General features: G+C 37.8%; 16 protein-coding genes. 6 read left to right on the forward strand and 10 right to left on the reverse strand.

Annotated features, from left to right (window positions below; all coding sequences use genetic code 11):
- Positions 1 to 2 precede the first annotated feature (2 nt).
- Positions 3 to 563, forward strand: a complete 561-nt coding sequence (locus EHQ31_RS02770; protein ID WP_135569363.1) for a hypothetical protein — start codon at positions 3 to 5, stop codon at positions 561 to 563.
- Here the strand turns inward: EHQ31_RS02770 and EHQ31_RS02775 are convergent.
- Together EHQ31_RS02775 and EHQ31_RS02780 are read right to left on the reverse strand one after the other, a co-directional pair.
- The gene (locus tag EHQ31_RS02775; protein WP_135569365.1) at positions 520 to 2,556 is read right to left on the reverse strand and encodes a tetratricopeptide repeat protein; all 2,037 of its coding nucleotides are present in this window, start codon (positions 2,554 to 2,556) and stop codon (positions 520 to 522) included. The two genes, EHQ31_RS02770 and EHQ31_RS02775, sit on opposite strands and share 44 nt — an antisense overlap.
- Positions 2,537 to 4,570 carry a 6-bladed beta-propeller gene (locus tag EHQ31_RS02780; protein WP_135569367.1) on the reverse strand — a complete coding sequence of 678 codons (2,034 nt, stop codon included), beginning with the start codon at positions 4,568 to 4,570 and terminating at the stop codon, positions 2,537 to 2,539. Before EHQ31_RS02780 ends, EHQ31_RS02775 begins: the two co-directional genes overlap by 20 nt.
- Positions 4,571 to 4,698: 128 nt before the next feature.
- Between EHQ31_RS02780 and EHQ31_RS02785 the strand changes: the two genes are divergently transcribed.
- Complete coding sequence (locus tag EHQ31_RS02785; protein ID WP_135569369.1) at positions 4,699 to 6,288, forward strand: peptide chain release factor 3; 1,590 nt, start codon at positions 4,699 to 4,701, stop codon at positions 6,286 to 6,288.
- Position 6,289: 1 nt separating this feature from the next.
- Here the strand turns inward: EHQ31_RS02785 and EHQ31_RS02790 are convergent, their stop codons facing one another.
- Genes EHQ31_RS02790 through EHQ31_RS02805 form a run of 4 tightly spaced genes read right to left on the reverse strand, consistent with a single transcriptional unit; the run spans position 6,290 to position 12,170 of the window.
- Positions 6,290 to 8,203 carry a PP2C family protein-serine/threonine phosphatase gene (locus tag EHQ31_RS02790; RefSeq protein ID WP_135569371.1) on the reverse strand — a complete coding sequence of 638 codons (1,914 nt, stop codon included), beginning with the start codon at positions 8,201 to 8,203 and terminating at the stop codon, positions 6,290 to 6,292.
- A 3-nt stretch (positions 8,204 to 8,206) separates the two neighbouring features.
- Entirely contained in the window at positions 8,207 to 9,151 is a 945-nt protein-coding gene (locus EHQ31_RS02795) for an LBF_2017 N-terminal domain-containing protein (protein WP_135569373.1), read from the reverse strand.
- Positions 9,148 to 10,044, reverse strand: coding sequence for a FecR family protein (locus EHQ31_RS02800; protein WP_135569375.1), 897 nt, complete (start codon positions 10,042 to 10,044; stop codon positions 9,148 to 9,150). The genes EHQ31_RS02795 and EHQ31_RS02800 overlap by 4 nt, the downstream gene beginning before the upstream one ends.
- A gap of 23 nt (positions 10,045 to 10,067) precedes the next feature.
- Positions 10,068 to 12,170, reverse strand: coding sequence for a (Fe-S)-binding protein (locus EHQ31_RS02805; RefSeq protein ID WP_135569377.1), 2,103 nt, complete (start codon positions 12,168 to 12,170; stop codon positions 10,068 to 10,070).
- A gap of 123 nt (positions 12,171 to 12,293) precedes the next feature.
- On the opposite strand from EHQ31_RS02805, the gene mqnC reads away from it, so the two are divergent.
- Positions 12,294 to 13,403: a cyclic dehypoxanthinyl futalosine synthase gene (gene mqnC / locus EHQ31_RS02810; protein WP_135569379.1), complete on the forward strand. Its 1,110-nt coding sequence runs from the start codon at positions 12,294 to 12,296 to the stop codon at positions 13,401 to 13,403.
- 121 nt (positions 13,404 to 13,524) lie between these two features.
- Here mqnC and EHQ31_RS02815 read toward each other — a convergent pair whose 3' ends face one another.
- From EHQ31_RS02815 to EHQ31_RS02825, 3 genes are all read right to left on the reverse strand, one after another.
- Entirely contained in the window at positions 13,525 to 14,673 is a 1,149-nt protein-coding gene (locus EHQ31_RS02815; protein ID WP_244247241.1) for a GGDEF domain-containing protein, read from the reverse strand.
- A 100-nt stretch (positions 14,674 to 14,773) separates the two neighbouring features.
- Positions 14,774 to 15,592 carry a GerMN domain-containing protein gene (locus tag EHQ31_RS02820; RefSeq protein ID WP_135569383.1) on the reverse strand — a complete coding sequence of 273 codons (819 nt, stop codon included), beginning with the start codon at positions 15,590 to 15,592 and terminating at the stop codon, positions 14,774 to 14,776.
- Between the two features lie 34 nt (positions 15,593 to 15,626).
- Complete coding sequence (locus EHQ31_RS02825) at positions 15,627 to 16,271, reverse strand: HAD family hydrolase (protein ID WP_244247242.1); 645 nt, start codon at positions 16,269 to 16,271, stop codon at positions 15,627 to 15,629.
- A gap of 82 nt (positions 16,272 to 16,353) precedes the next feature.
- Here EHQ31_RS02825 and EHQ31_RS02830 point away from each other — a divergent pair, with 82 nt between their 5' ends.
- Genes EHQ31_RS02830 through EHQ31_RS02840 form a run of 3 tightly spaced genes read left to right on the forward strand, consistent with a single transcriptional unit; the run spans position 16,354 to position 19,225 of the window.
- Entirely contained in the window at positions 16,354 to 17,559 is a 1,206-nt protein-coding gene (locus EHQ31_RS02830) for a KamA family radical SAM protein (protein ID WP_135569387.1), read from the forward strand.
- Positions 17,556 to 18,551 (forward strand): D-alanine--D-alanine ligase family protein, encoded by a 996-nt coding sequence (locus EHQ31_RS02835; RefSeq protein WP_135569389.1) that lies wholly within the window; start codon positions 17,556 to 17,558, stop codon positions 18,549 to 18,551. Before EHQ31_RS02830 ends, EHQ31_RS02835 begins: the two co-directional genes overlap by 4 nt.
- A complete protein-coding gene (locus EHQ31_RS02840) occupies positions 18,548 to 19,225 on the forward strand; it encodes an iron-containing redox enzyme family protein (RefSeq protein WP_135569391.1) in 678 nt (225 codons plus the stop codon). The genes EHQ31_RS02835 and EHQ31_RS02840 overlap by 4 nt, the downstream gene beginning before the upstream one ends.
- Here the strand turns inward: EHQ31_RS02840 and EHQ31_RS02845 are convergent.
- Positions 19,212 to 19,565: a DCC1-like thiol-disulfide oxidoreductase family protein gene (locus EHQ31_RS02845; RefSeq protein WP_135569393.1), complete on the reverse strand. Its 354-nt coding sequence runs from the start codon at positions 19,563 to 19,565 to the stop codon at positions 19,212 to 19,214. The two genes, EHQ31_RS02840 and EHQ31_RS02845, sit on opposite strands and share 14 nt — an antisense overlap.
- Positions 19,566 to 19,574 lie beyond the last annotated feature (9 nt).

A 19,574-nucleotide genomic window follows, 5' to 3' on the forward strand; every position in this document is an offset into this window, starting at 1 on the left:
AAATGATGTGGTTTCCATTTAAAAAAAGAAAACAAGATTTAACAATCTCGATCGAAGCAAAAAATAGAATCGAAGAAGAATCGGGAAAAAAAGGCAAAGCCCAGGTTCTACTCCTTGAATTAAAACGTAATGAAAGCGGAGTCGGTTCAGTGCTTGTTGGATTTACTGATAAAATCATTTCCGATTCTGGTTTCATACGTTTTGAGGATGAAAGAGTAATGAAACTTCTCTCTTTGGGAGAACTTAAATTTGAATTTGGGAGATTCTATTTTTATCCAAACGTGGATTTGCATTGGGAAAGGACACCACGTAAAGAAATTCATAAGCTAATTTCAAACTATGAGTTTACCAAAGACTCCATTTACTTAGAAGAAAAAGACTTTTTCCGGTTAAGACCAATTTTATCAAACTGTTTTCAAAGAGAAGGAGTGAGCTCAGCGTATTTCCATAAGAATGTTTGCCAACTGGAAATTCAAAATCTGACAGAAACTAAAGAAGAACGAATTTCTGAAGAAATCCTTACTTACTTTTCTTCTCTGTTTGAGAGTCCGTGGAAAGAATAACATCGTCTCCGGTTGCCAGTTCTTTTTCCCATCCCCTGACAACTGGTTTTACGGAGGAAATTGATTTTCCTAATTCAATAATCTCACCGGAGAATAATGGTTTTCCTTTTCTATGAAATTCTAATTTGGAATTCTTTTGTAATCCATCGTCTTTTCCGAGTGAAATGATTACTTCATCCTTTTTCACTTTTAAGATTTTACCTTCCTTGGGAAGCAGGTCTCTAATTCTTTCTGCTAATCGATGAATGATAGTAGGCAGACTATCTCGTCCCCTCTGGTTTGTAGACCAGGTGGCAATGTCTCTCAGACTGTTTCTATCATACACAGAAACATCCAAACGAATATCACCATCTTTGATTTGATATCTTCCATGAACTACATAACGAATTTTTGTTGCGTTTTTTCTTTTTGTATCAAGCAGATGAAGGTTATCAATGGTAAAGGGTATAGTTTGTGAAAAAGGGTGGTAACTCGTTTCTTTTAGTAAATTACGAATCAATTTAAACTCATCTCCCTCAACAACACGAACGGCTTGCATCTGTTTCAAATTATATCTAAATGCGTCTGCTAAAAGTCTTCCTGCTTGTAAATGATAAGGAAATGGTAAACTTGATTCAAGATCAAAAACATAAACTTCGGGACTAAATCTCTGCACATTTTCCTGAATCATATTGGGATCAATTTGAATGTATCCTTCGCGAAACTCTATTGATTCTTTTAAATTTTTAATCGAAAACTCTAGTTTGTTTTGGAGTTTAAAGGAATTTGGATCTTCTTCTCTTAGACGAAGCAACAAATTAGTATATTTTGCAGTTTCCCCTGTTTGGTTGTAAAATTCCAAAATTTCTTTTCGAATGGTTGGCGTTTGCGGGCTAAGGTCTCTAGCACGTTTTAAGTGGAATAAGGAACTTTTATGATACAAAGAATGTTTTTCAGAATAAAATCGATCTCTTCTATAATCACCCAATTCCCTACGTAATTTTGATTCTTCCTTTTCCTTCGCAATCGAATATTCTTCCGCTTCAAAACGAAGAATCTCATCTAAATCGTCCAACTGTAAAGCTCTACGATAATGGTAAGTAGCAAATTTTGTTTCGTCTAATTCCCAGGCAAGGTTTGCCTCCAAACTATGATAAAGTTGATTCTCGGGAAATTCTCTAGCTAATTCATAAATGGTACGAAACGCACGCTTTTTTATCTCTTTATCACTAGCTATGTTTGCAAGAATGATATCATGATAAACCGAAAAGAATCTCGCCTGCTCTCCTTTTGCATCTAGGTTTATCGAATTTTGAATAGCTTCTTCTGCCAATGGTAATACCGATTTCAGTTGAATGGGATAAAAATAGTTTTGGTATAACAAAACTTTTGCTTTGAATGCAAATCCTTCTGGATCATTCGGTTCTTTTTTAGTATAAGAATCAATTGCGTTATATGAATCAGTGTAGTTTTGTTTAGTAAAATATAATTCAGCCAACATTAACAATAAGTCAGAAGGATCATCTAATCGTTTTGCTAATGATTTTATTTTGAAAATGGCAGAATCAATTTTTCCTTGTTTTTGTAGTGATTTAGCCTCGGTGATTCGTAAACCAGTATGGTTGGGAAATTCTGCTAGCAGAGGATCTATCAGCTTTGTTATCGAATTAAAATCAGAATCTGATAAATAAATTTCAGATAAACCTACGATAGCAGGAATAAACTTGGGTTCACGATCGAGAATTTCCATAAAAAATTTTTTACTTTCTCGAAGAGCACCCAAACGAAAACTACAGTCCGCAACTCCCAATTTTGCTTCGACGGAGTTTCTGTTTTTTTGAAGAGCAGACTGGAAGAATTGAATTGCCTTTCTACAGTTGTTTTCTGACTGGTATCGTTTGCCTTCTGCAATATCTTCTAAGGCACTTGTCTCAGCGCTCAAAACATTTACAGTTAATAATAGTAAAACTATAGTTAGGAGCAAAAAAATGGATTTAACGAGGTTCTGGAACAAAATAACCTCCTTCATCCCTGCCTTTCACTCCTCTGTGTTCCACACCAATTGCTAATTTGATGTATCGATTGATAAGCTCAGGATTTGTGTCTGTTTTATAGGACAGGATATATCGATAGTCAATATGAGACTTTAATTTTTTATAAAGTTCCCTTTCTTCACCTTCTCCGTCAAGAACAATATAACGACCGTTTGTTGGATCAGTCATATCGGACCAGGATTCTTCTAAATTTAGATTGGGATTCACAGATAAAACGTAAATTGGAATAGAATGTGCCTTTGAAAATGCCACTATTCTTGATTTTTGATATTGTAAGAAACTATCTTCTCTACTTTCACCTGAAACTAAATATACTAGGGCTTTAGGTCCTGTTTCAAGGGAAAGTTTTTGTAAGGCGGCGATACTTGCTTTCCCGAAGTTATATTTTTCTTCAGGAACACTGTCTCTTATTTTTGCTAAAATATCACGTAGGGAAACGGTTTCTGGTAAAATTAAATTACTATCCTTTCCTGCACGATACAGAGAAATTTTGTCAGTATCATGTAAGGAACGAAAAAATGGAAAAAGTCCATCTTCAAGAGCAAGTTTCCCTTTTTTTAATCCTTCACTATTTTCATAAACTAAAGCAACACTAAGTTTGTCGTTTATTTTGCTTTTTTTTGCTAAAGAGAAGAGGGGAGTCATATTGTCATTTTCGAATATTCTGAAACTCAAACGATCAATTCCGATGATTTCTTTACCCGCACGGTTACGAACACGAGTGTAAATATGAATATCGGGGAATCCTGATGTATCAATGGATTCTATTTTTAAATCTAAGTTTGAAAGTAAGTGGTTTTTCTGTGAAAAAATATCAATACGGTGTTTTCCAAAATCTACAAAATAGAGACTACCCGTGGAATCCATATTCGTAGCAAATGGTCTAAATAAAACTCGGTATACTCCCTTTTTATCTCTGAATTTATTTAGTTGCCTCCATTCTCCATTTAGCAGAGAGTAGGTCCATATTCCTGTTAATTCATCTGTTAGAAAAATTTGATTATCTAAAATGCGTATACTTCTTGGCTTTTTCCACTCAGGTTTTTCAATGATATTTAAAGTATTTCCATCACCATCGAAAGTAATCACACGCAGATTTTCCTTATCCACTACATAAATTTTTCCATCAAAAATGGTGATTCCAGATGGGTTAGCTAATTTAGAATTTCCTGAACCTTGAAATTCTAGAATGAATTTTCCAAGAGAATTGAATTTTTGAATTCTTGCATTTCCTGAATCTGCTACAAATATATTTCCACTGGCATCGATAAAAAGGGATGAAGGCCCTCGAAATTGGCCTTGTCCTTTTCCAGTCCCCCCAAAGGAAGATAAAAAACTTCCAGAAAGATCAAATAGTAGAACTTCATCGCGTGCAAAATCGGCTACATATATTTTTTGGTTATGGTATGCTATTGAGACTGGACGATCTAATTTTCTTGTTAATCCACCACGCCAGTTAGAAATAGGGTTACCTGCAGCATTGAATTTTATTATATTAGAAGTATCAAATCCTGCTACATAGAAATTTCCATCTTCATCAAAAGTAATATCTACTGGATTACGAAATCGATATCCACGTATGGAATCTCCCTCAATCGTTTTAAAATATATTTTTTCTTTATCTGTGACTCCCCCAGCAATTGCCAATCGGAGTGCTTCAATTTTATTTACAATCAAAAGATCATTTTTTGCTTTGGTCGCAAGAATTTCTAATTCATCTAATGCTTCTTCCCATTCACCTAACAAATAATAATTGTTGGCAAGTTCTAACCTGGCTAGATGAAAATCCTTTTTTAAATTAACTGCCTTTTGGAATCGTTCTTTTGCAGCTGAGTATTCTCTCGCATTTTTGTAGGTAAGACCGCGTTTAAATTCTTCCTTGGCATTTTCTTCCCCTAGTGAAAAATTAGGGAAGTCCAGAGGGAAAATTTGTGTACTTACCAATAGAAAGAAAAATGATAATAACTTTCTCAAAGACAGTCCCTCTAACCCCAATCTAATGGGACATAATCTATTAGTCAACCCCTTCCTAAGGAATCGGAAAGGAGATTCCTCTTTATTCTCGACAGAATCTCAAATTTAGACAGAATGGAACTCAAGTTATGTCTCCCGAACTGATTGAACGAGAAGTCCGCCGCCGAAAAACCTTTGCCATCATCGCTCACCCCGATGCGGGAAAAACCACCCTGACAGAAAAGTTACTTCTTTACGGAGGTGCTATCCAACTTGCCGGTGCCGTTAAGGCCAAAAAAGAAGGAAAGTCTGCCACCTCCGACTGGATGGCGATGGAAAAAGAGAGGGGAATTTCTATCACTTCGGCAGCACTCCAGTTCGAATATAAAAACAGCATTTTAAATCTTTTAGATACTCCTGGTCACGAAGATTTTTCGGAGGACACTTACCGAACCCTGATGGCTGCAGATACGGCAGTTATGGTGTTAGATGCCGGTAAAGGGGTCGAACCCCAAACCATTAAACTTTTCCGCGTTTGTCGTGACCGTGGAATTCCTATCATTACTTTCATCAATAAAATGGATCGTCCGACTAAGGACCTTTATGCGCTTCTCGATGAAATTGAGAAGGTTCTTGGAATTAAAGCTGTGCCAGATGTTTGGCCACTCGGAACAGGATTCGATTTTAAAGGTGTTTATGATCTAAGAGACCAACAATTATTCCTTTTTGATCGTACTCCTGGGGGAAAACAAAAAGCGGTTTTTCGTATGGCGGGACCGAACGATCCGAGTTTGGATGAACAGTTCGATTCGGAAATTGTGACTGCGTTTCGGGAACAAATCGATTTGGTGGAAAATGGAATCGGTAAAGTAGATAAAAATATGTTTCTATTAGGGAAAGAAACACCCGTTTACTTTGGTTCGGCGGTAAATAATTTTGGGATTGAACTTTTTTTAAATAAATTTTTAGAATTAGCGCCAGGACCTGATCATATCCCACTTCGCGATGGAAATTATTTAGATCCTATTAATGCTCCTTTTAGTGCCTTTGTATTTAAAGTCCAAGCTAATATGAACAAGGCACATCGAGATAGGATTGCCTTTTTACGAATTTGTTCTGGAGTGTTTGAACGCGGGTTAAACGTAAATCATAACCGTTTAGATAAACCCGTCAAACTTTCTTCCAGTTTCGCCTTTTTTGGCCAAGATAGAAATACCGTGGATCTTGCTTATCCTGGTGATATTATCGGACTTGTAAATCCAGGAACCTATAAAATTGGAGATGTTTTATCAACAGGAAATACACCACCGCTTCGTCCTCTACCTAGTTTTGCACCTGAACTTTTTGCCACTATTTCTTGTAAGGATACCTTACAATTAAAATCCTTTAAAAAAGGTTTAGACCAATTGGCGGAAGAAGGAATTTTACATCTTTTCACCTCACGAACTATAGGTGGTGGTGTTCCTATCATTGGTGCTATGGGAAAACTCCAGTTCGAAGTATTCCAACGTAGACTCAAAGATGAATATGGTGCAGACACTTCTATTCATATTTTACCTTATGGAATATCTAGGTGGGTTAAAAAGGAAGATAGGTCGAAAATCCCTTCAAATGCAAATTTGGTGGAGGATTTATTTGGCAATATGGCACTTCTTTTTGACACCGAATGGGATATGAATTATTTTCATAAAAACAATGAAGGAATTGAACTCTTAGACAATCCTCCGTTGGAAGATTGAACTAAATTACTTCAATCCCAATCCAGGTGATATCATCTAGGAAAGGGATTCCTTCAGAATATGACCTAATTTTTAGCTCTAACTCTTGTTTGATGAGGGACATATGGTTTGATTTCATAGAGGAAAAAAAATCTAAAAGTTCTTTTTCCCAGAGTTTCTCATTTTTTGAGTTTTCGACATCTTTTAATCCATCTGTAAAAAGATAAAATCGGTCGCTTTTTTTCAATGGAAATTCCAAAACTTTAGGTTCTATGTTAGGAAGCATTCCAAACATAGGATTTAATTTTTCAGGACAATGGACCTGGTTTTCCGTATAATATAACATTCCCGGATGACCTGCATTCCCATACAATACTGTATTTCGATTAAAATCAAATAGTAGAAATAAGAAAGGGACAAACGCATAAGGATCTGGAAAATTAGTGGAAACGCCTTCATTCATTTTTTTAAGTATTTGTTTTGGATCAGATTCTGTTTTCACAATTTGATGAAAAAGCACTCTTAAAACAGTCATCATCATCGCGGCTTTTACTCCATGCCCGATCACATCGCCAAGTGCAAAGATAGAACGGTTATTTCCCAAATCAATATAATCGTAATAATCACCTCCGACTTGGATCAGTGGTTTATATAAAACTTCATAGTCTATATTAGGCAAAATGATGATTCGATTGGGTAGGTACTTCTTTTGTAAATCTTTGGCATATTCCATTTCCTTTTCGAATTCTAAACGTTTTTTGGTTACGTTTTGAATTAGAACAAGCGCACCACTAGCAAATCGGTATCTTTGCTCCAAAAACCAAAGTTGGTAAGTAAACTCGAGTAAATAAATAGATCCATCCGCGGAATAAAACTCAGATTCCTCCTTTCTAAGTTTGGTTTGATCAAACTTTAAATTGGACTCATCTTGTAAAAACAAACTTACTTCTTTTTCAACCCATTCTTTAACAGATAATTGGTCTCGAAAAAGATTAGTGACTAATAGTTTGGTTTCGATTTCTAAGTTTTCTAAAAGAATTTTTCCTTTTGAGTCATATAGGATGGCTGCATGAGGAAATTCTTGTAAAAGTAGTTTTAATTTTTGTTTTGATTCAATTTCTCGTAAGGAGATGGCAATCGAAAATACAAAGGATAAAAATAGTAAAGAAATTAAAGTTCCAACATTCTTTTTTAATGATTGTTTGATAGGAACCAAAACAAGATCTTTGGGGCTAACAATAAATAATTGAATGGGAAGTCCATACATCGGATAACTAGCTACAAAATAATCCATCTCCTCTTTTTTTGTTTCTCGAAGTGATGGTAGGTTGGAATGAGTTTGCAAAGAGGATTTTACATCTGATAACCAAAATTCTGATACTAAAAAATCATCCTCTATAAAACCAGAAATGCCGAAATTTCCTTGGTCCCCGAGGAGAAAAAGTCCTTCGTTCGGATCACTATAGGGTGAATCGAGTAATGCATCTTCTAAAAAACCAGCTGAATGAATAGATAAATTTTTACCATCTAAGACTAATAAATATGATTTTTTTTCCGAACCCAAATTACATTGAATTAACGTAATTTCTAATAAATGAGAATAATCTGACGGTTTTGGAGCACAATGATTCATGATCTCCGGAAGTTCACTGAGTGGGACAATGCCAATGGTTTTCCTTTCGGTTATATCTTTGTTTATTTGTTCTCTAATTTGATTTTCTAAATCAATGGCAAGGAGTTGGATTCGGATGAGTTGGAATCTTTGATTCCAGTCCAAAGCTTCTTTATACTGCGAGTAGATCATCGAAGAGACGAGAATAAAATATGGAATTATTAAAAAAGCGATGATAGAAAGGAATAATTTAAGAAATGATTTTGTTTTGATTACATAAAGAAAGTGATCAAATAAATCCCGAACTCTATTGCCAGAATACACTAGTTAGTTTTCCTTAGGAAAACGTTTGATTTGTATTTTTTTAGGAACTTCTTCGTTTCCTAATTTGTCTGTAGCTGATATTTCTAAATCCAAATCTTCCGAACAAGACTGAACTATGTTTTTCCAAGAATTTTTGTTATCCCAAAGATACCAATCGGATGGCGGATTTTTACCACAAATGGTACGAAACCGAATTACATCGAGGCCCGAACCTGCATCTTGGGATTGGAGTTCTAAATTTGTATTCGGACCGACAAAAAAGGAACTTGATTTCCTGTAGAGAGGTAATTGCCAATGAAATTCCGTGTTAGGTGGAGTTAAATCAACACTAAAATCCCATACTTGTATTGAATCAGAAACTCCAAGTTCATTAGTTACTTGGTATTCAAGTTTATAATCTCCATCCTTTGTAAAAGAAAGTTCTGGTTCTCTTGTGACAAACCAAGGTCCACCATTCAAACGATAACGAATGGTGGTTTTCATTGGATGATTTAAGATCGGTTTTACTTGGATTTTATTTTCTGTTAAATAAAAATGATTGGTTCCTTCTTTGTTTAGAATGGGAACCAATACATCAGATGTGACTTGTTTTCGGGCAATAATTTTGTTTGGTTCTTTAGGTTTTGATTTCCCAAAGGAGCTAACAGAGTAAAGATCCGTCCAGAATCCACGTACCTGGCGTTTGGCTACGGCTCGAATGCGAAAATATTCATATCCATTCGGAATAAATAGTTGGATTTTTCCTGGATTAGATAGAACACGAAATGGAATTTCTAAATCGAAGTTAGGTGCTTTCCATAATTCAATTTCATATTGAATGATATCGTCTCTCTCTGGCTCTAAAGTAAACTTGATGGTCTTTGATTCAGAAAAAATAGGAAAAAAGAATCCTACGTTTATAAGTAGGAATAAAAATACAAAGATCCGAAATCGAATTAAAAAATTCATTCTTCTTTTGGTTCGGGTGGTTCAGGTAAACTGAATGGTTTCAAAGGAGGTTTTCCTTTTTCTACAAAGGTGGCAAAGCCAGCTGGAACATTGACAGTAATATTTTGTGCCGTCACAGCCACAAGTCCTTCGTAACAGCTGAGAGTGGTGTTACCAGAAGAATCCACTTCGGTGAGAAAATCCGTTCCCTTTACTTCGGATACTGCAGAATCAGTTTTTAAAAGAAACATCCGTTGGTTCGTGGATGGTTTTTTTTGTATGATGGAACGTATCCTTCCTTTTCTAAGATAAAGTTCGTCTGGTTCCGAATCCGATTTTCCTTTTTCCATAATCACATGACTATTCTCTGTAACCTCAAATCGAGATCCTGATAGTAAAAGGAATTGTGCTTCTGAATCTTTAAAGGTTCTTACTTCATCTTTGGCATATAGACCTTCACCAATTGTTGCTCCCGCCCAGTCGGCACTTTTTTGCGAAACTTTCAAAACTTCCGTTTTTCCTGAATACCTTTGTAGATCCGCTAGTGGTTTTTTTCCCAAACTTGCAGGGATCCATAATTTCATTCCAGGTATGATAAGATTCGGATTATCAATTTGATTGGATTTGAGTAGTTCCTTCCACTTCCTTGGATCATCTAAATAGGTTTTCGAAATGATACTGAGTGTTTGTCCTTTTTCTACAATGATAGTAATTCCATCACCTTCCGGTGGATGAATGACCTTTTTGGATTCAGCAGATAAGGAATTAGAAAATAATAGCTGTATGATTAATAGAAATAAAAGAAAGGAGGTATATGGAAATTTTCGAAACTTACATATAAAAAAGGCGGAAGTTTCCCTCCACCTTTTCCAATTAAAAACTAAATTGGTCTTTAGGGAATTATGAAGTTTCATTTTTCCCAAAGACCTAGATGTTGTTAGTCGATGTTCTCAGCTACTAACTCTGCAATGTCTTTCACTTTTACAGAATCAATTTTTTCAGCAGCTTTCACACCATCTGTAATCATTGTGATACAGAATGGACAAGCAGTGGCAATGGTAGTAGCACCTGTATCAAGAAGTTGTCCTGTACGTTTGCTATTGACACGCATACTTTCTGGATTGGATTCATCCACGTGTTCTTCCATCCAGTATTGCGCTCCACCGGCTCCACAACAAAGTCCTTTGGAGTGATGGTCTACTGCTTCCTCAATTTTCCCACCGGATACTTTTTTCACAACATCACGAGGGTTGTCGTAATTGTTGTTATAACGACCGATGTAACAAGAGTCGTGGTAAGTATATTTTCCAGTTTTAGCATCATCTGCCACTTTCACATCAATTTTACCGTCTTTTGATAGTTGGTTGATATACTCGGAGTGGTGGATGACTTCGAAGTTACCACCAAATTGAGGGTATTCGTTTTTGATAGTATTGTAACAATGTGGACAAGCCGTTACAATTTTTTTAATACCGTATCCGTTGATGGTGTCTACGTTGGTTTGTGCTAATGTTTGGTAAAGATATTCGTTACCACCTCGGCGTGCCGAGTCTCCAGAACATCCTTCTTCGGTTCCTAGTATTCCAAAGTTCACATCCGCTTTTTGCATGATTTTAACAAAGTCACGAGAGATCTTTTTGTTTCTTTCATCAAAAGCACCTGCACAACCTACCCAATAGAGTACATCCACATTTTTGTCTTCTGCTTCTGAAAGGACTTTTACATTGAGTCCCTCAGCCCAGTCAGCTCTTGTATGAGCGCCAACACCCCAAGGATTGGAGTTATTTTCCATGTTTGTGAATGCTTTTTGAAGTTCTGGGCTCATTTTAGATTCGGCAAGAACTAAGTGACGGCGCATTTCAATAATAGCATTTACTTGGTTATTTCCCACTGGGCAAGCTTCGACGCACGCATAACAAGTTGTACATCCCCAAAGTGCTTCTTCACTCAGGCCTTCGTGTGAGTTGATGACTCCCGTTTCTAATGCCGCAACTGCTTCCGCTGCTTCTTCTGGAGTTTTCCCAGCACGAGCTGCTGCTACTTCTGGCATTTTCTCTAACATTTGGTGTTTGAGTTCTACAATGATGGCTTTTGGATTTAGAACTTTTCCAGTTCTGTTGGCAGGACATTCTACCTGGCAACGGCCACATTCAATGCAAGACATACCGTCAAGTAAGTTTGGCCAAGGGAAATCTTCTACACGGTTTGATCCCCAAACTGCATTTTCATCATCTAAATTGAGTTTAGAAAGTTGGCCTTTAGGAGTGTCAGTTGCAAGGAAGTAGTTAAAAGGTGCAAAAATTAAGTGAGCATGTTTAGATGTAGGAACATACAACATAAACGAGAATACAGTGATGATATGGCCCCACCACATGATTTGGAAAACGATATCGGCAGAAGAGTTTGCAACACCGATAGATTCCCAAACGGAACCGATGGCTCCATCAATAAGACCTGCATGAGTGAAGTAAGTAGCCGCAACGGTTTTAGCACCATTCCCAAGTAAGGTGGTAACCATAAGTGTGGCAATCATGCTGATCACGATCGCAGAGGCTGGAGAGTGAACATCAAGACCTTTGGCCTTTTTGATCCAACGTCTCCAAGCAAAGAATCCAAGACCGGTTAAAACCAGGATAGAAACATAGTTTACTGCTTGTTCATAAATATGGTTTGCCGCTTCTCCGAAAAGAAAATCTGGAAGAGCAAATTTGTAAGGATCGTCCATTACATAGCCAAATACACCAGCAACCATTTGGCTTGTGGTATGGATGGTATACACAAGAAATCCGTAGAATACAAATGCGTGCATGATACCGCGCACTGGTTCTCGGAAATTTTTCTTTTGTAGGACAACGTTTATTAAAAAACTTTTTAAACGAAATCCAATATTTAGGTTCTTTTTCGCATCTTCATTGAAGAAAGCAGGACGACCATTGAAGATGAGTCCGAGCCTGTAAAGGATGGCGCGTACAAAGACAATGTTTGCCACGACGAAAAATGCTGTGAATAATAGGTGAAAGAGTATTCTTCCGATATCCATTTATGTTTATGCCCTTAAGGTGTTTGGTATTTCCTAGGATTTGTATAGAAAAATGAATGTCCAGGAAAATTCGGTTTTTACAGGGATCTGTCAGCAGATTTCCTGTCCAAGTAGGTAGAGATCATGAATTTAGCCTCTTTTTCCCTAAGCCCAAATGACCCTGCAGATGCCGTTCTTTTGAATGCCGTAGAAGGTAAACGTATCTCTCCTGCAGAGGCCCTCATCCTCTACAAAACAGGTGATTTCCTTAAAATCCAAATGGTGGCCAGGTTTCTCCGCGAAAAGGTCAGACCGCACACCCAAGCTAGTTATACCATGTTTCGAGTGGTGAATTACACCAATTATTGTAATGTCGAATGCAGTTTTTGTTCCTTTATGGATGAAATTGGAAATGGAAAAGGGTACGTCCTCTCCAAAGAAGAGATCTTGCAAAAAATGGATTACGCTGTGGAAGAAGGAGCCGACCAAATGTTCCTTCAAGGTGGTGTGTATCCGAATCTCCCCTTTGATTATTATTTAGATGTAATTCGCACTGTAAAAACAAAATACCCCAACATGCATATCCGAGCCTTTTCTCCTGTGGAAGTGATCAATTTAGAAACCATTACAGGAAAACCTCTCCGTGAAGTATTATTAATCTTAAAAGAAGCAGGTCTTGATTCGGTTCCGGGTGCCGGTGCAGAAATTTTGACAGAAAGAATGCGTCAAATTATCTCACCTAAAAAGGCTACCGTATCCGAATGGGTTAGGGCGATGGAAACCTGCCACGAAGTGGGACTTCTTGGATCTGCCAATGTTGTTTTTGGCTCAGAAGAAACAGAAGAAGAAGTGATTGAACACTTACGAGTGGTTCGTGACCTGCAAGATCGTACAGGTGGATTTTTATCCTTTATTCCTTGGACCTTCCAACCACAAACCAAACGGTTTAAAGTAAGGCCAGTTCCTACACATGAGTATTTGAAGGTTCTTGGAATCTGTCGTATCTTTTTAGATAATATCAAACATATTGAAACATCAGTTATGGTGCTTGGAAAAGGAGTCGGGCAACTGGCACTTTATTCCGGGGCTGATGATATCTCCTCGGTTGTCATTGAAGAAAATGTACTTCGTTCTTTTGGATTAAAAACAGAAAAGGAAGCCAGAAAGTTTTTGAAAGAAGGGGGATTTCAACCCATCCGAAGGAACTTACTTTATGAAGAAAATTACGATGGCAATCGAGTCGGTGCGGAATAAAAAAAAAGACGGGCTTTCACCCATCTTTGGAAGTTTTACACCTTATCCGTTTTGGACATAAACTGAGAATCAGTCTCAATTTCAACAATAAGGACCTTATCCAAACTTGTCGATCTTTTTTTTAAGATTCGATGAGGGTGATTCGATTTCTTCCTTCATTTTTTGAGGTATAGAGCGCTGTATCAATTTTATGGTAAAGTTCGTCAAAACTCGGATCATCTTCCGGTCGGAAAAGCGTGGCCCCAATCGAAACAGTTAAGGTAAGCGATTCCCCCGGTTGGTTGTGGATGGGAATTTGCAAACGTTCCAATTTTTCTCGAATCGACTCGGCAAGCACCTGTAATCCCTCTTTATCGATAGGAGAGACTAATAAACAAAACTCATCCCCCCCAATTCGAGCAGCAATGTCTGTAATTCTTGTTCTGGATTTTACCGTTTTGGCAAAGGCTTGGATGGCAAGGTCACCTTGTTTGTGACCATACTTGTCATTGATTGCTTTGAGTCGGTCCAAATCTAAAATCACAAGTCCAATAATAAAACCTTCTCGGTTGGATCTTTTTTTATAGAGATCAAACTGCTCGAGCAGATGACGTCTGTTAAATAGTTCTGTCATCGAATCCACTCGCGAGAGGTCTTCGATTTTTTGGTTGATCCGAAGTAATTTTCCTACAGTGATACGTAACCTTGCCTTTACTCTATATTCTTCAAATCTCCAGTAGTTGATAAGGAGGTTAGCCACAAATCCAAAGGCAAGTAAAAAGGATACAATGAGTACGTCTTGGTAAAAAACAAAACGATCAAAACCTTGGATACGCGAAAAGTTTAAATGTAAGGGAATGAATACTGCAATATAAAGAGTGGATAGAAGTAATATCCGAAACGGCTCGATCCAAAGAAGAATCGATGCACTGGCGATCACAATCGCAGAACCAAACAGGTAATATGCGTGGTTTGGTTTATCATACACCATCATCGGTATATAAAGTAAAATTAATCCAATGAGAACAAGGCTTGTGATTCCATAGATATGTTTTTGGTATAATTTGACTCTTTTTCTACCAAAGAGATACACAAAGAAACAAATGGCAAGGGATGAGATTCGAAAAAAAGCAATCCAGAAACTAGCTTCCTTGGTTCGGACAAGGGAATCGACAAACAGAAGAGAGATGATGGAAGTAAAGGCCGTCATCACACTAAAAATCTGTAAAGAAGAGCCTATATCGGAAATATTGGTGGCGGTGAAACTAGGATGGTAGGTTCGTAAAAACATTTTACGAAAAACAAAGAAATATCTTTTAAATGTATGCCTACGCATATGGAGCCAGAGCTAAAGTTACAGAAAATCTAAGATCTGTAAACCATTTCATGGATCAAAAAATGATTACCTTTCTTTGGGTTTTGGCTAGAACTTCTGGCATGGTCAAACCATCACTTCCTAAAGTTCGAATCCTTTCCCCATTAGAATATAGTACCACTCCTTTGATTCCAAAATTTCCAATCATGGTAAAGGCAATTTGGTCTAGTCTGTCTTTTAAGATCTCCATACTCCCTCCATAACCAATATCTTCCGAAATGGAAAGGTGAAGGATTCCGTTTTCCAATCGATAATTTGGCTCCATACGGATTTTTTTTGACAAGGCCGAAAGAACCCCTTTTCCTTTTTCTTCTGGATTGGGACCTTTGGTTAACTCTTGGAATAAAAAGGCAATGGGGTCGCCGCCCTGAAATTCCCTAGATAGTTTGACTAGTTGGGACTGACTATTCTTTCCTGTTCCATAAAATTTTAGGAAATATACGGATAAGTAACCTGCATCCGCTTGCAGGCGTTTGCCGGCACCTGGAAAACGATCCTCTGGAAGAGTGATTTCTGGAATGGTATCATCGATTAGTTTTGAATGGGGTTTTTGTTTTGGGTCTGCATCGGGGAAGGTTTGGGTCAATACTTCTTCTTCCCAGTTTAAATCCTCTTCCCAAGTTTCTTTAGAAAAGGGATCGGATGGTTCTGCAAATTTGGATTTTTCAAGTGACTTTCCAAGATTGCGAAAGCCTTGTTTGGGAAGGAAATTTCCTGTGGCTTTGGGATCAAATCCCATTGATTTTTCGATAAGAACCAGTACAAGAAAGATCCCGCCAATTAAATAGCGTAATGATTTCCATTTGTCTTCTTGGATTTGGGGGTGTACCGCCACAGTATCAATGTCGGAAAAGCTGTGAGTTTCGAATTTAAAAAAATTCTTTTAAAGTGGGTAAATCGTTAAATTTCCAATCAAAATCAGGTATTTCGCCGGGAAGGCCATGTCCGTAAGTGCAAAAGCCAAAAGGGCATCCATTTTCTCTTGCTGCTTCCCAATCACTATGTCTGTCCCCAATCATGGCAATGGAACTAGGTTCTAAATTGTATTTGCGAACATACTCTGCGAGGATTTCTCCCTTAGTATGAATGGTGTCTTGGTTGATGACTACGATAGGTTCAAAGTATTGTAAAACGCCTGCGGTATCCAAAACGGTTTCTATATAAGCTTTTCTTCCGTTGGAGGCACAAGTGATGGTGTATCCCTTTTCTTTGAGATAATGGATGGTAGATCCAACACCTGCATAAAAATCCCCACCACCGCTACGGATCGAGTCACAGAGAAGGTCTAGAACCCTTCCCGAAATTTGGTCCCTTTCGGGTTCAGGAAGCTCCGGCAAAAGGTTTTTAAAGATGGTGCGGACTGGTTTTCCAATTTCATTCATAATCTGGTCGTGACTGGGTAAGGACGTGATTTTTCCCGTCTTTTGCGCAAACTCTTCGATTGCCTGCACATACGTCTTAAAGATTATGGATTCTGAGGAAAATAAGGTCCCATCGACATCGAAGGCGACCATGCGGATTTCCCCCAGGCGGTTTTCTTGCATTACCACCAGAAAAGAATTTGGCGGTCTCTTGGCAAGTAAGGAATTGGAAGTTATGCTCGTGCAAAGCAGTTTATCAGATGTTCTAAAGGCACGCGAAGAGTTGTATTCCCGGACAAATTGGACGGATCCTACCTCGCAGTTACAAAATCGAGTGAAAGGTGAAGAACTTTCTCGGTATTTTGTTCTCTCGGAATCTGAAATCATAGGAATTAAAGAAACCATTCGTTTGCATGTTTCTACCACCCCATATTATCTATCTTTGTCTAGTCCAGACGATCCCAATTGCCCGATACGAAAAATGATTGTCCCTAGATCGGAAGAAGCAGTTCTCTCTTCGGAAGAAAGTGCCGATCCTTTGGATGAAGAACGACTAAGTCCTGTTCGTGGACTGACCCATATGTATCCCAATCGGGTGCTTTTATTTTCTAACCATTCTTGTAGTGTGTATTGCCGTCATTGTATGCGTGGTCGAAAGGTATCCTCGAGTGAAGAAAGAATGGAAAAAGGGGATTTGGAAAAGGCATTCGATTACATACGTAACCATCCAGAAATTGAAGATGTAGTCATTAGCGGTGGAGACCCTTTAAACTTAGCAGATGTTAGACTTGAGTGGATCCTTTCGGAATTAAATTCCATCCCTCATGTAAAAATTTGTAGATTGGGAACAAGAAATCCAGTCACTTTGCCATTTCGCATCACAGAGTCTTTATGCAAAATCATAGAAACTTATAATAACGACAAACTTTCCATATTTTGTAATACCCAGTTCAACCATCCCAAAGAATGCACAAAAGAATCGAAAGAAGCTATCCTTCGTTTATTAAAAGCAGGAGTTTCTGTGGGCAACCAGTCCGTTCTTTTAAAAGGCATCAATGATGAAGAAGAAACTATGCTTACTCTTCATAAAAAACTGCTAGAGATGCGGGTTCGTGCTTATTATCTATATGATCCAGAACTCATTCCAGGTTCCAGAGGATTTCGAACTCCACTGGCTCGTGGAATTGAAATTGTAGAATATATGAGGGGAAAAATTGGAGGGATGGGGATTCCGCAATTTGTAAACGACCTTCCTGGTGGAGGTGGAAAAATCACCATTGCACCTAACTGGTATTTGGGGTACAATCCAAAAACGCGTCAACACGTATTTCGATCGGCAGTCACCAAAAAAATCCATTTATCTTTTGAACCAATTGATTCCAATAAAGAATCTTATTATCCTGTTTTGAGTGAAAAAGAGTTGGAGACACTTGGATTATGAAAGGTACGGTTATCCTTGCTTGCGATATTTATGATCCAAACACACCTGAACTTTCTCAGGAATGGGAATCCGAAGAGACCATCCAAAAAATGGAAACTACCATCCAGGCATTGGGTTATGAAGTAGCTGTTTTATCAAATCCTACAGAGATCACTTCTGTTCTCTGTAACATTCCCATAGGAGACAGAAGCCGTTGGATCGTTTGGAATCTTGTGGAAGGATACCATTCGCCAAATAGAGAAGCCTACATACCAGCGTTATGCGAATATTTGGCAGTTCCTCATACTGGAAGTTCCGCTTCCGTCCAAACCCTCACCTTAGATAAATATAAAACCAAACTATTATTGAAATCCTTTGGAATTCCTACTGCTGATTTTTGGCTTGTGAAAGATAAAAATCATACTCCGCCGGAGAACTTTCCTTTATTTGTAAAACCAAATGGAGAAGGATCTAGTATTGGAATTGGAGAAGAAAACCTGATCCAAACAACATCAGATTGGGAAAAACGAATACCAACTCTTCTTAAAAAATACAATCACCTCCTTGTTGAACCTTACCTTTCAGGAAGGGAGCTTACGATCGGTGTAATCGGAAACAAAGGGAGTTACATGGCCACGGTCCCTGCCTTTGTTGATTATCCTGGATTCGTTTATAGTGATCTTGTAAAATCCAAGGAAAGTTTTGTGGAATCCTTAGACTTTTTAGTATCAAAAGAACTATCAAACTCTCTCCAAACTTATGCATTACAAATTGCAAATGTCTTAGAAAGTTCAGGTTACATTCGTATTGATTTTAAATTGGAAAATGATCTCCCTTATCTATTGGAAGTGAATGCAACACCAGGCTTTTCCTCTGTGTATTCCACATTACCTTTGTTATGGGAAAAAAACGGGAAGTCTTACCCTGAACTCCTAAACCACTGTTTGGAATTGGGGTTTTTAGAATACCAACATCATCATCGTTACAAGTACGCAAAGGATAGAAACCTATGAATATCGTTGAAACTTTAAAAAAGGATGTAGAAACTCATCCTGTCCTCAGGTCGCAGTGGTTATTAGAACGAAATGTCTCTATGAGTTTTAATGACTTAATTTTATGGTTAAGCCAAGAATACTTCGTGTCCATCGGATTTGTGGATTGGTTTCTATTAGTTGCCGCAAAAACGAGAGACCAAAATGCAAAGATAGTTCTTGTGGAGAATATTTGGGGAGAACTCGGTGAAGGTAAAATTGCCGACACTCATGTATCCATCTTAATTGAATTTTTAACAAAATTAAACTTTGATTTTGCAAACCATCAGTTATTGCCAGAAACAAAAACTTATTTAGATAAGATGGAATCTATTATAGAGAAAGGATTTTTTTATGGACTGGGGGCATTGGGACCTGCAAACGAATACTTATTAAAACTAGAATATTCACAGATTTCAGCTGCATATAAAAAACTTAAAACCGAAATGACTTTGCCGGAAGGTAAATTTTTTCAAGTGAATTTGGATGCAGATGAAGGCCATAGCCAACGAATGTTTGAACTCATTGAAGAAACAGCAAAAACCGAGGAATCTAAAAAACAGGTGATAGAAGGTAATTTACTGGCTTTAGTCGCTCGGGAAGATTTTTACACGGGACTTTCCCGGTTGGACAAAGAACGGCTTACGAAAGTTTAATTCTATATCGTTTTAAAAAATACATAATTCCCATTCCCAAAAATGGGACGAGGGGCAAGTACAATAAAAAACTAAAGTATTTGTATATGTCCATTTTCCAGATGAGTTGTCTGACTGCAAAAAATCCTGGATAACGTATCCCTGATTCAATGAGCTGGACCTCTCCGGCACACAAATCTCTACTTAGTTGTTTGTGAATCGACTGCAGCTCACTGTCAGTCAGTTTATGAAAAGAAACGATAGTTATCTGGTCTTTTGTTTTTTCGCGAATGGATTTAGCAAGGCGGGTGCAAAACCCACAGTTCCCATCGTATACTAATACTGCATTTTGTGATTGCATATGGTTGGT

Source organism: Leptospira montravelensis (genome assembly GCF_004770045.1).
In the GTDB taxonomy this organism is placed as follows: domain Bacteria; phylum Spirochaetota; class Leptospiria; order Leptospirales; family Leptospiraceae; genus Leptospira_A; species Leptospira_A montravelensis.

Bases quoted from the DNA above. Each gene is read 5' to 3' on its own strand.
- EHQ31_RS02770 (WP_135569363.1), top strand. From the start codon at position 3: ATGATGTGGTTTCCATTTAAAAAAAGAAAACAAGATTTAACAATCTCG.
- EHQ31_RS02785 (WP_135569369.1), top strand. From the start codon at position 4,699: ATGTCTCCCGAACTGATTGAACGAGAAGTCCGCCGCCGAAAAACCTTT.
- EHQ31_RS02795 (WP_135569373.1), bottom strand. From the start codon at position 9,151: ATGAATTTTTTAATTCGATTTCGGATCTTTGTATTTTTATTCCTACTT.
- EHQ31_RS02800 (WP_135569375.1), bottom strand. From the start codon at position 10,044: ATGAAACTTCATAATTCCCTAAAGACCAATTTAGTTTTTAATTGGAAA.
- EHQ31_RS02805 (WP_135569377.1), bottom strand. From the start codon at position 12,170: ATGGATATCGGAAGAATACTCTTTCACCTATTATTCACAGCATTTTTC.
- mqnC (WP_135569379.1), top strand. From the start codon at position 12,294: ATGAATTTAGCCTCTTTTTCCCTAAGCCCAAATGACCCTGCAGATGCC.
- EHQ31_RS02815 (WP_244247241.1), bottom strand. From the start codon at position 14,673: ATGTTTTTACGAACCTACCATCCTAGTTTCACCGCCACCAATATTTCC.
- EHQ31_RS02825 (WP_244247242.1), bottom strand. From the start codon at position 16,271: ATGGTCGCCTTCGATGTCGATGGGACCTTATTTTCCTCAGAATCCATA.
- EHQ31_RS02830 (WP_135569387.1), top strand. From the start codon at position 16,354: ATGCTCGTGCAAAGCAGTTTATCAGATGTTCTAAAGGCACGCGAAGAG.
- EHQ31_RS02835 (WP_135569389.1), top strand. From the start codon at position 17,556: ATGAAAGGTACGGTTATCCTTGCTTGCGATATTTATGATCCAAACACA.
- EHQ31_RS02840 (WP_135569391.1), top strand. From the start codon at position 18,548: ATGAATATCGTTGAAACTTTAAAAAAGGATGTAGAAACTCATCCTGTC.
- EHQ31_RS02845 (WP_135569393.1), bottom strand. From the start codon at position 19,565: ATGCAATCACAAAATGCAGTATTAGTATACGATGGGAACTGTGGGTTT.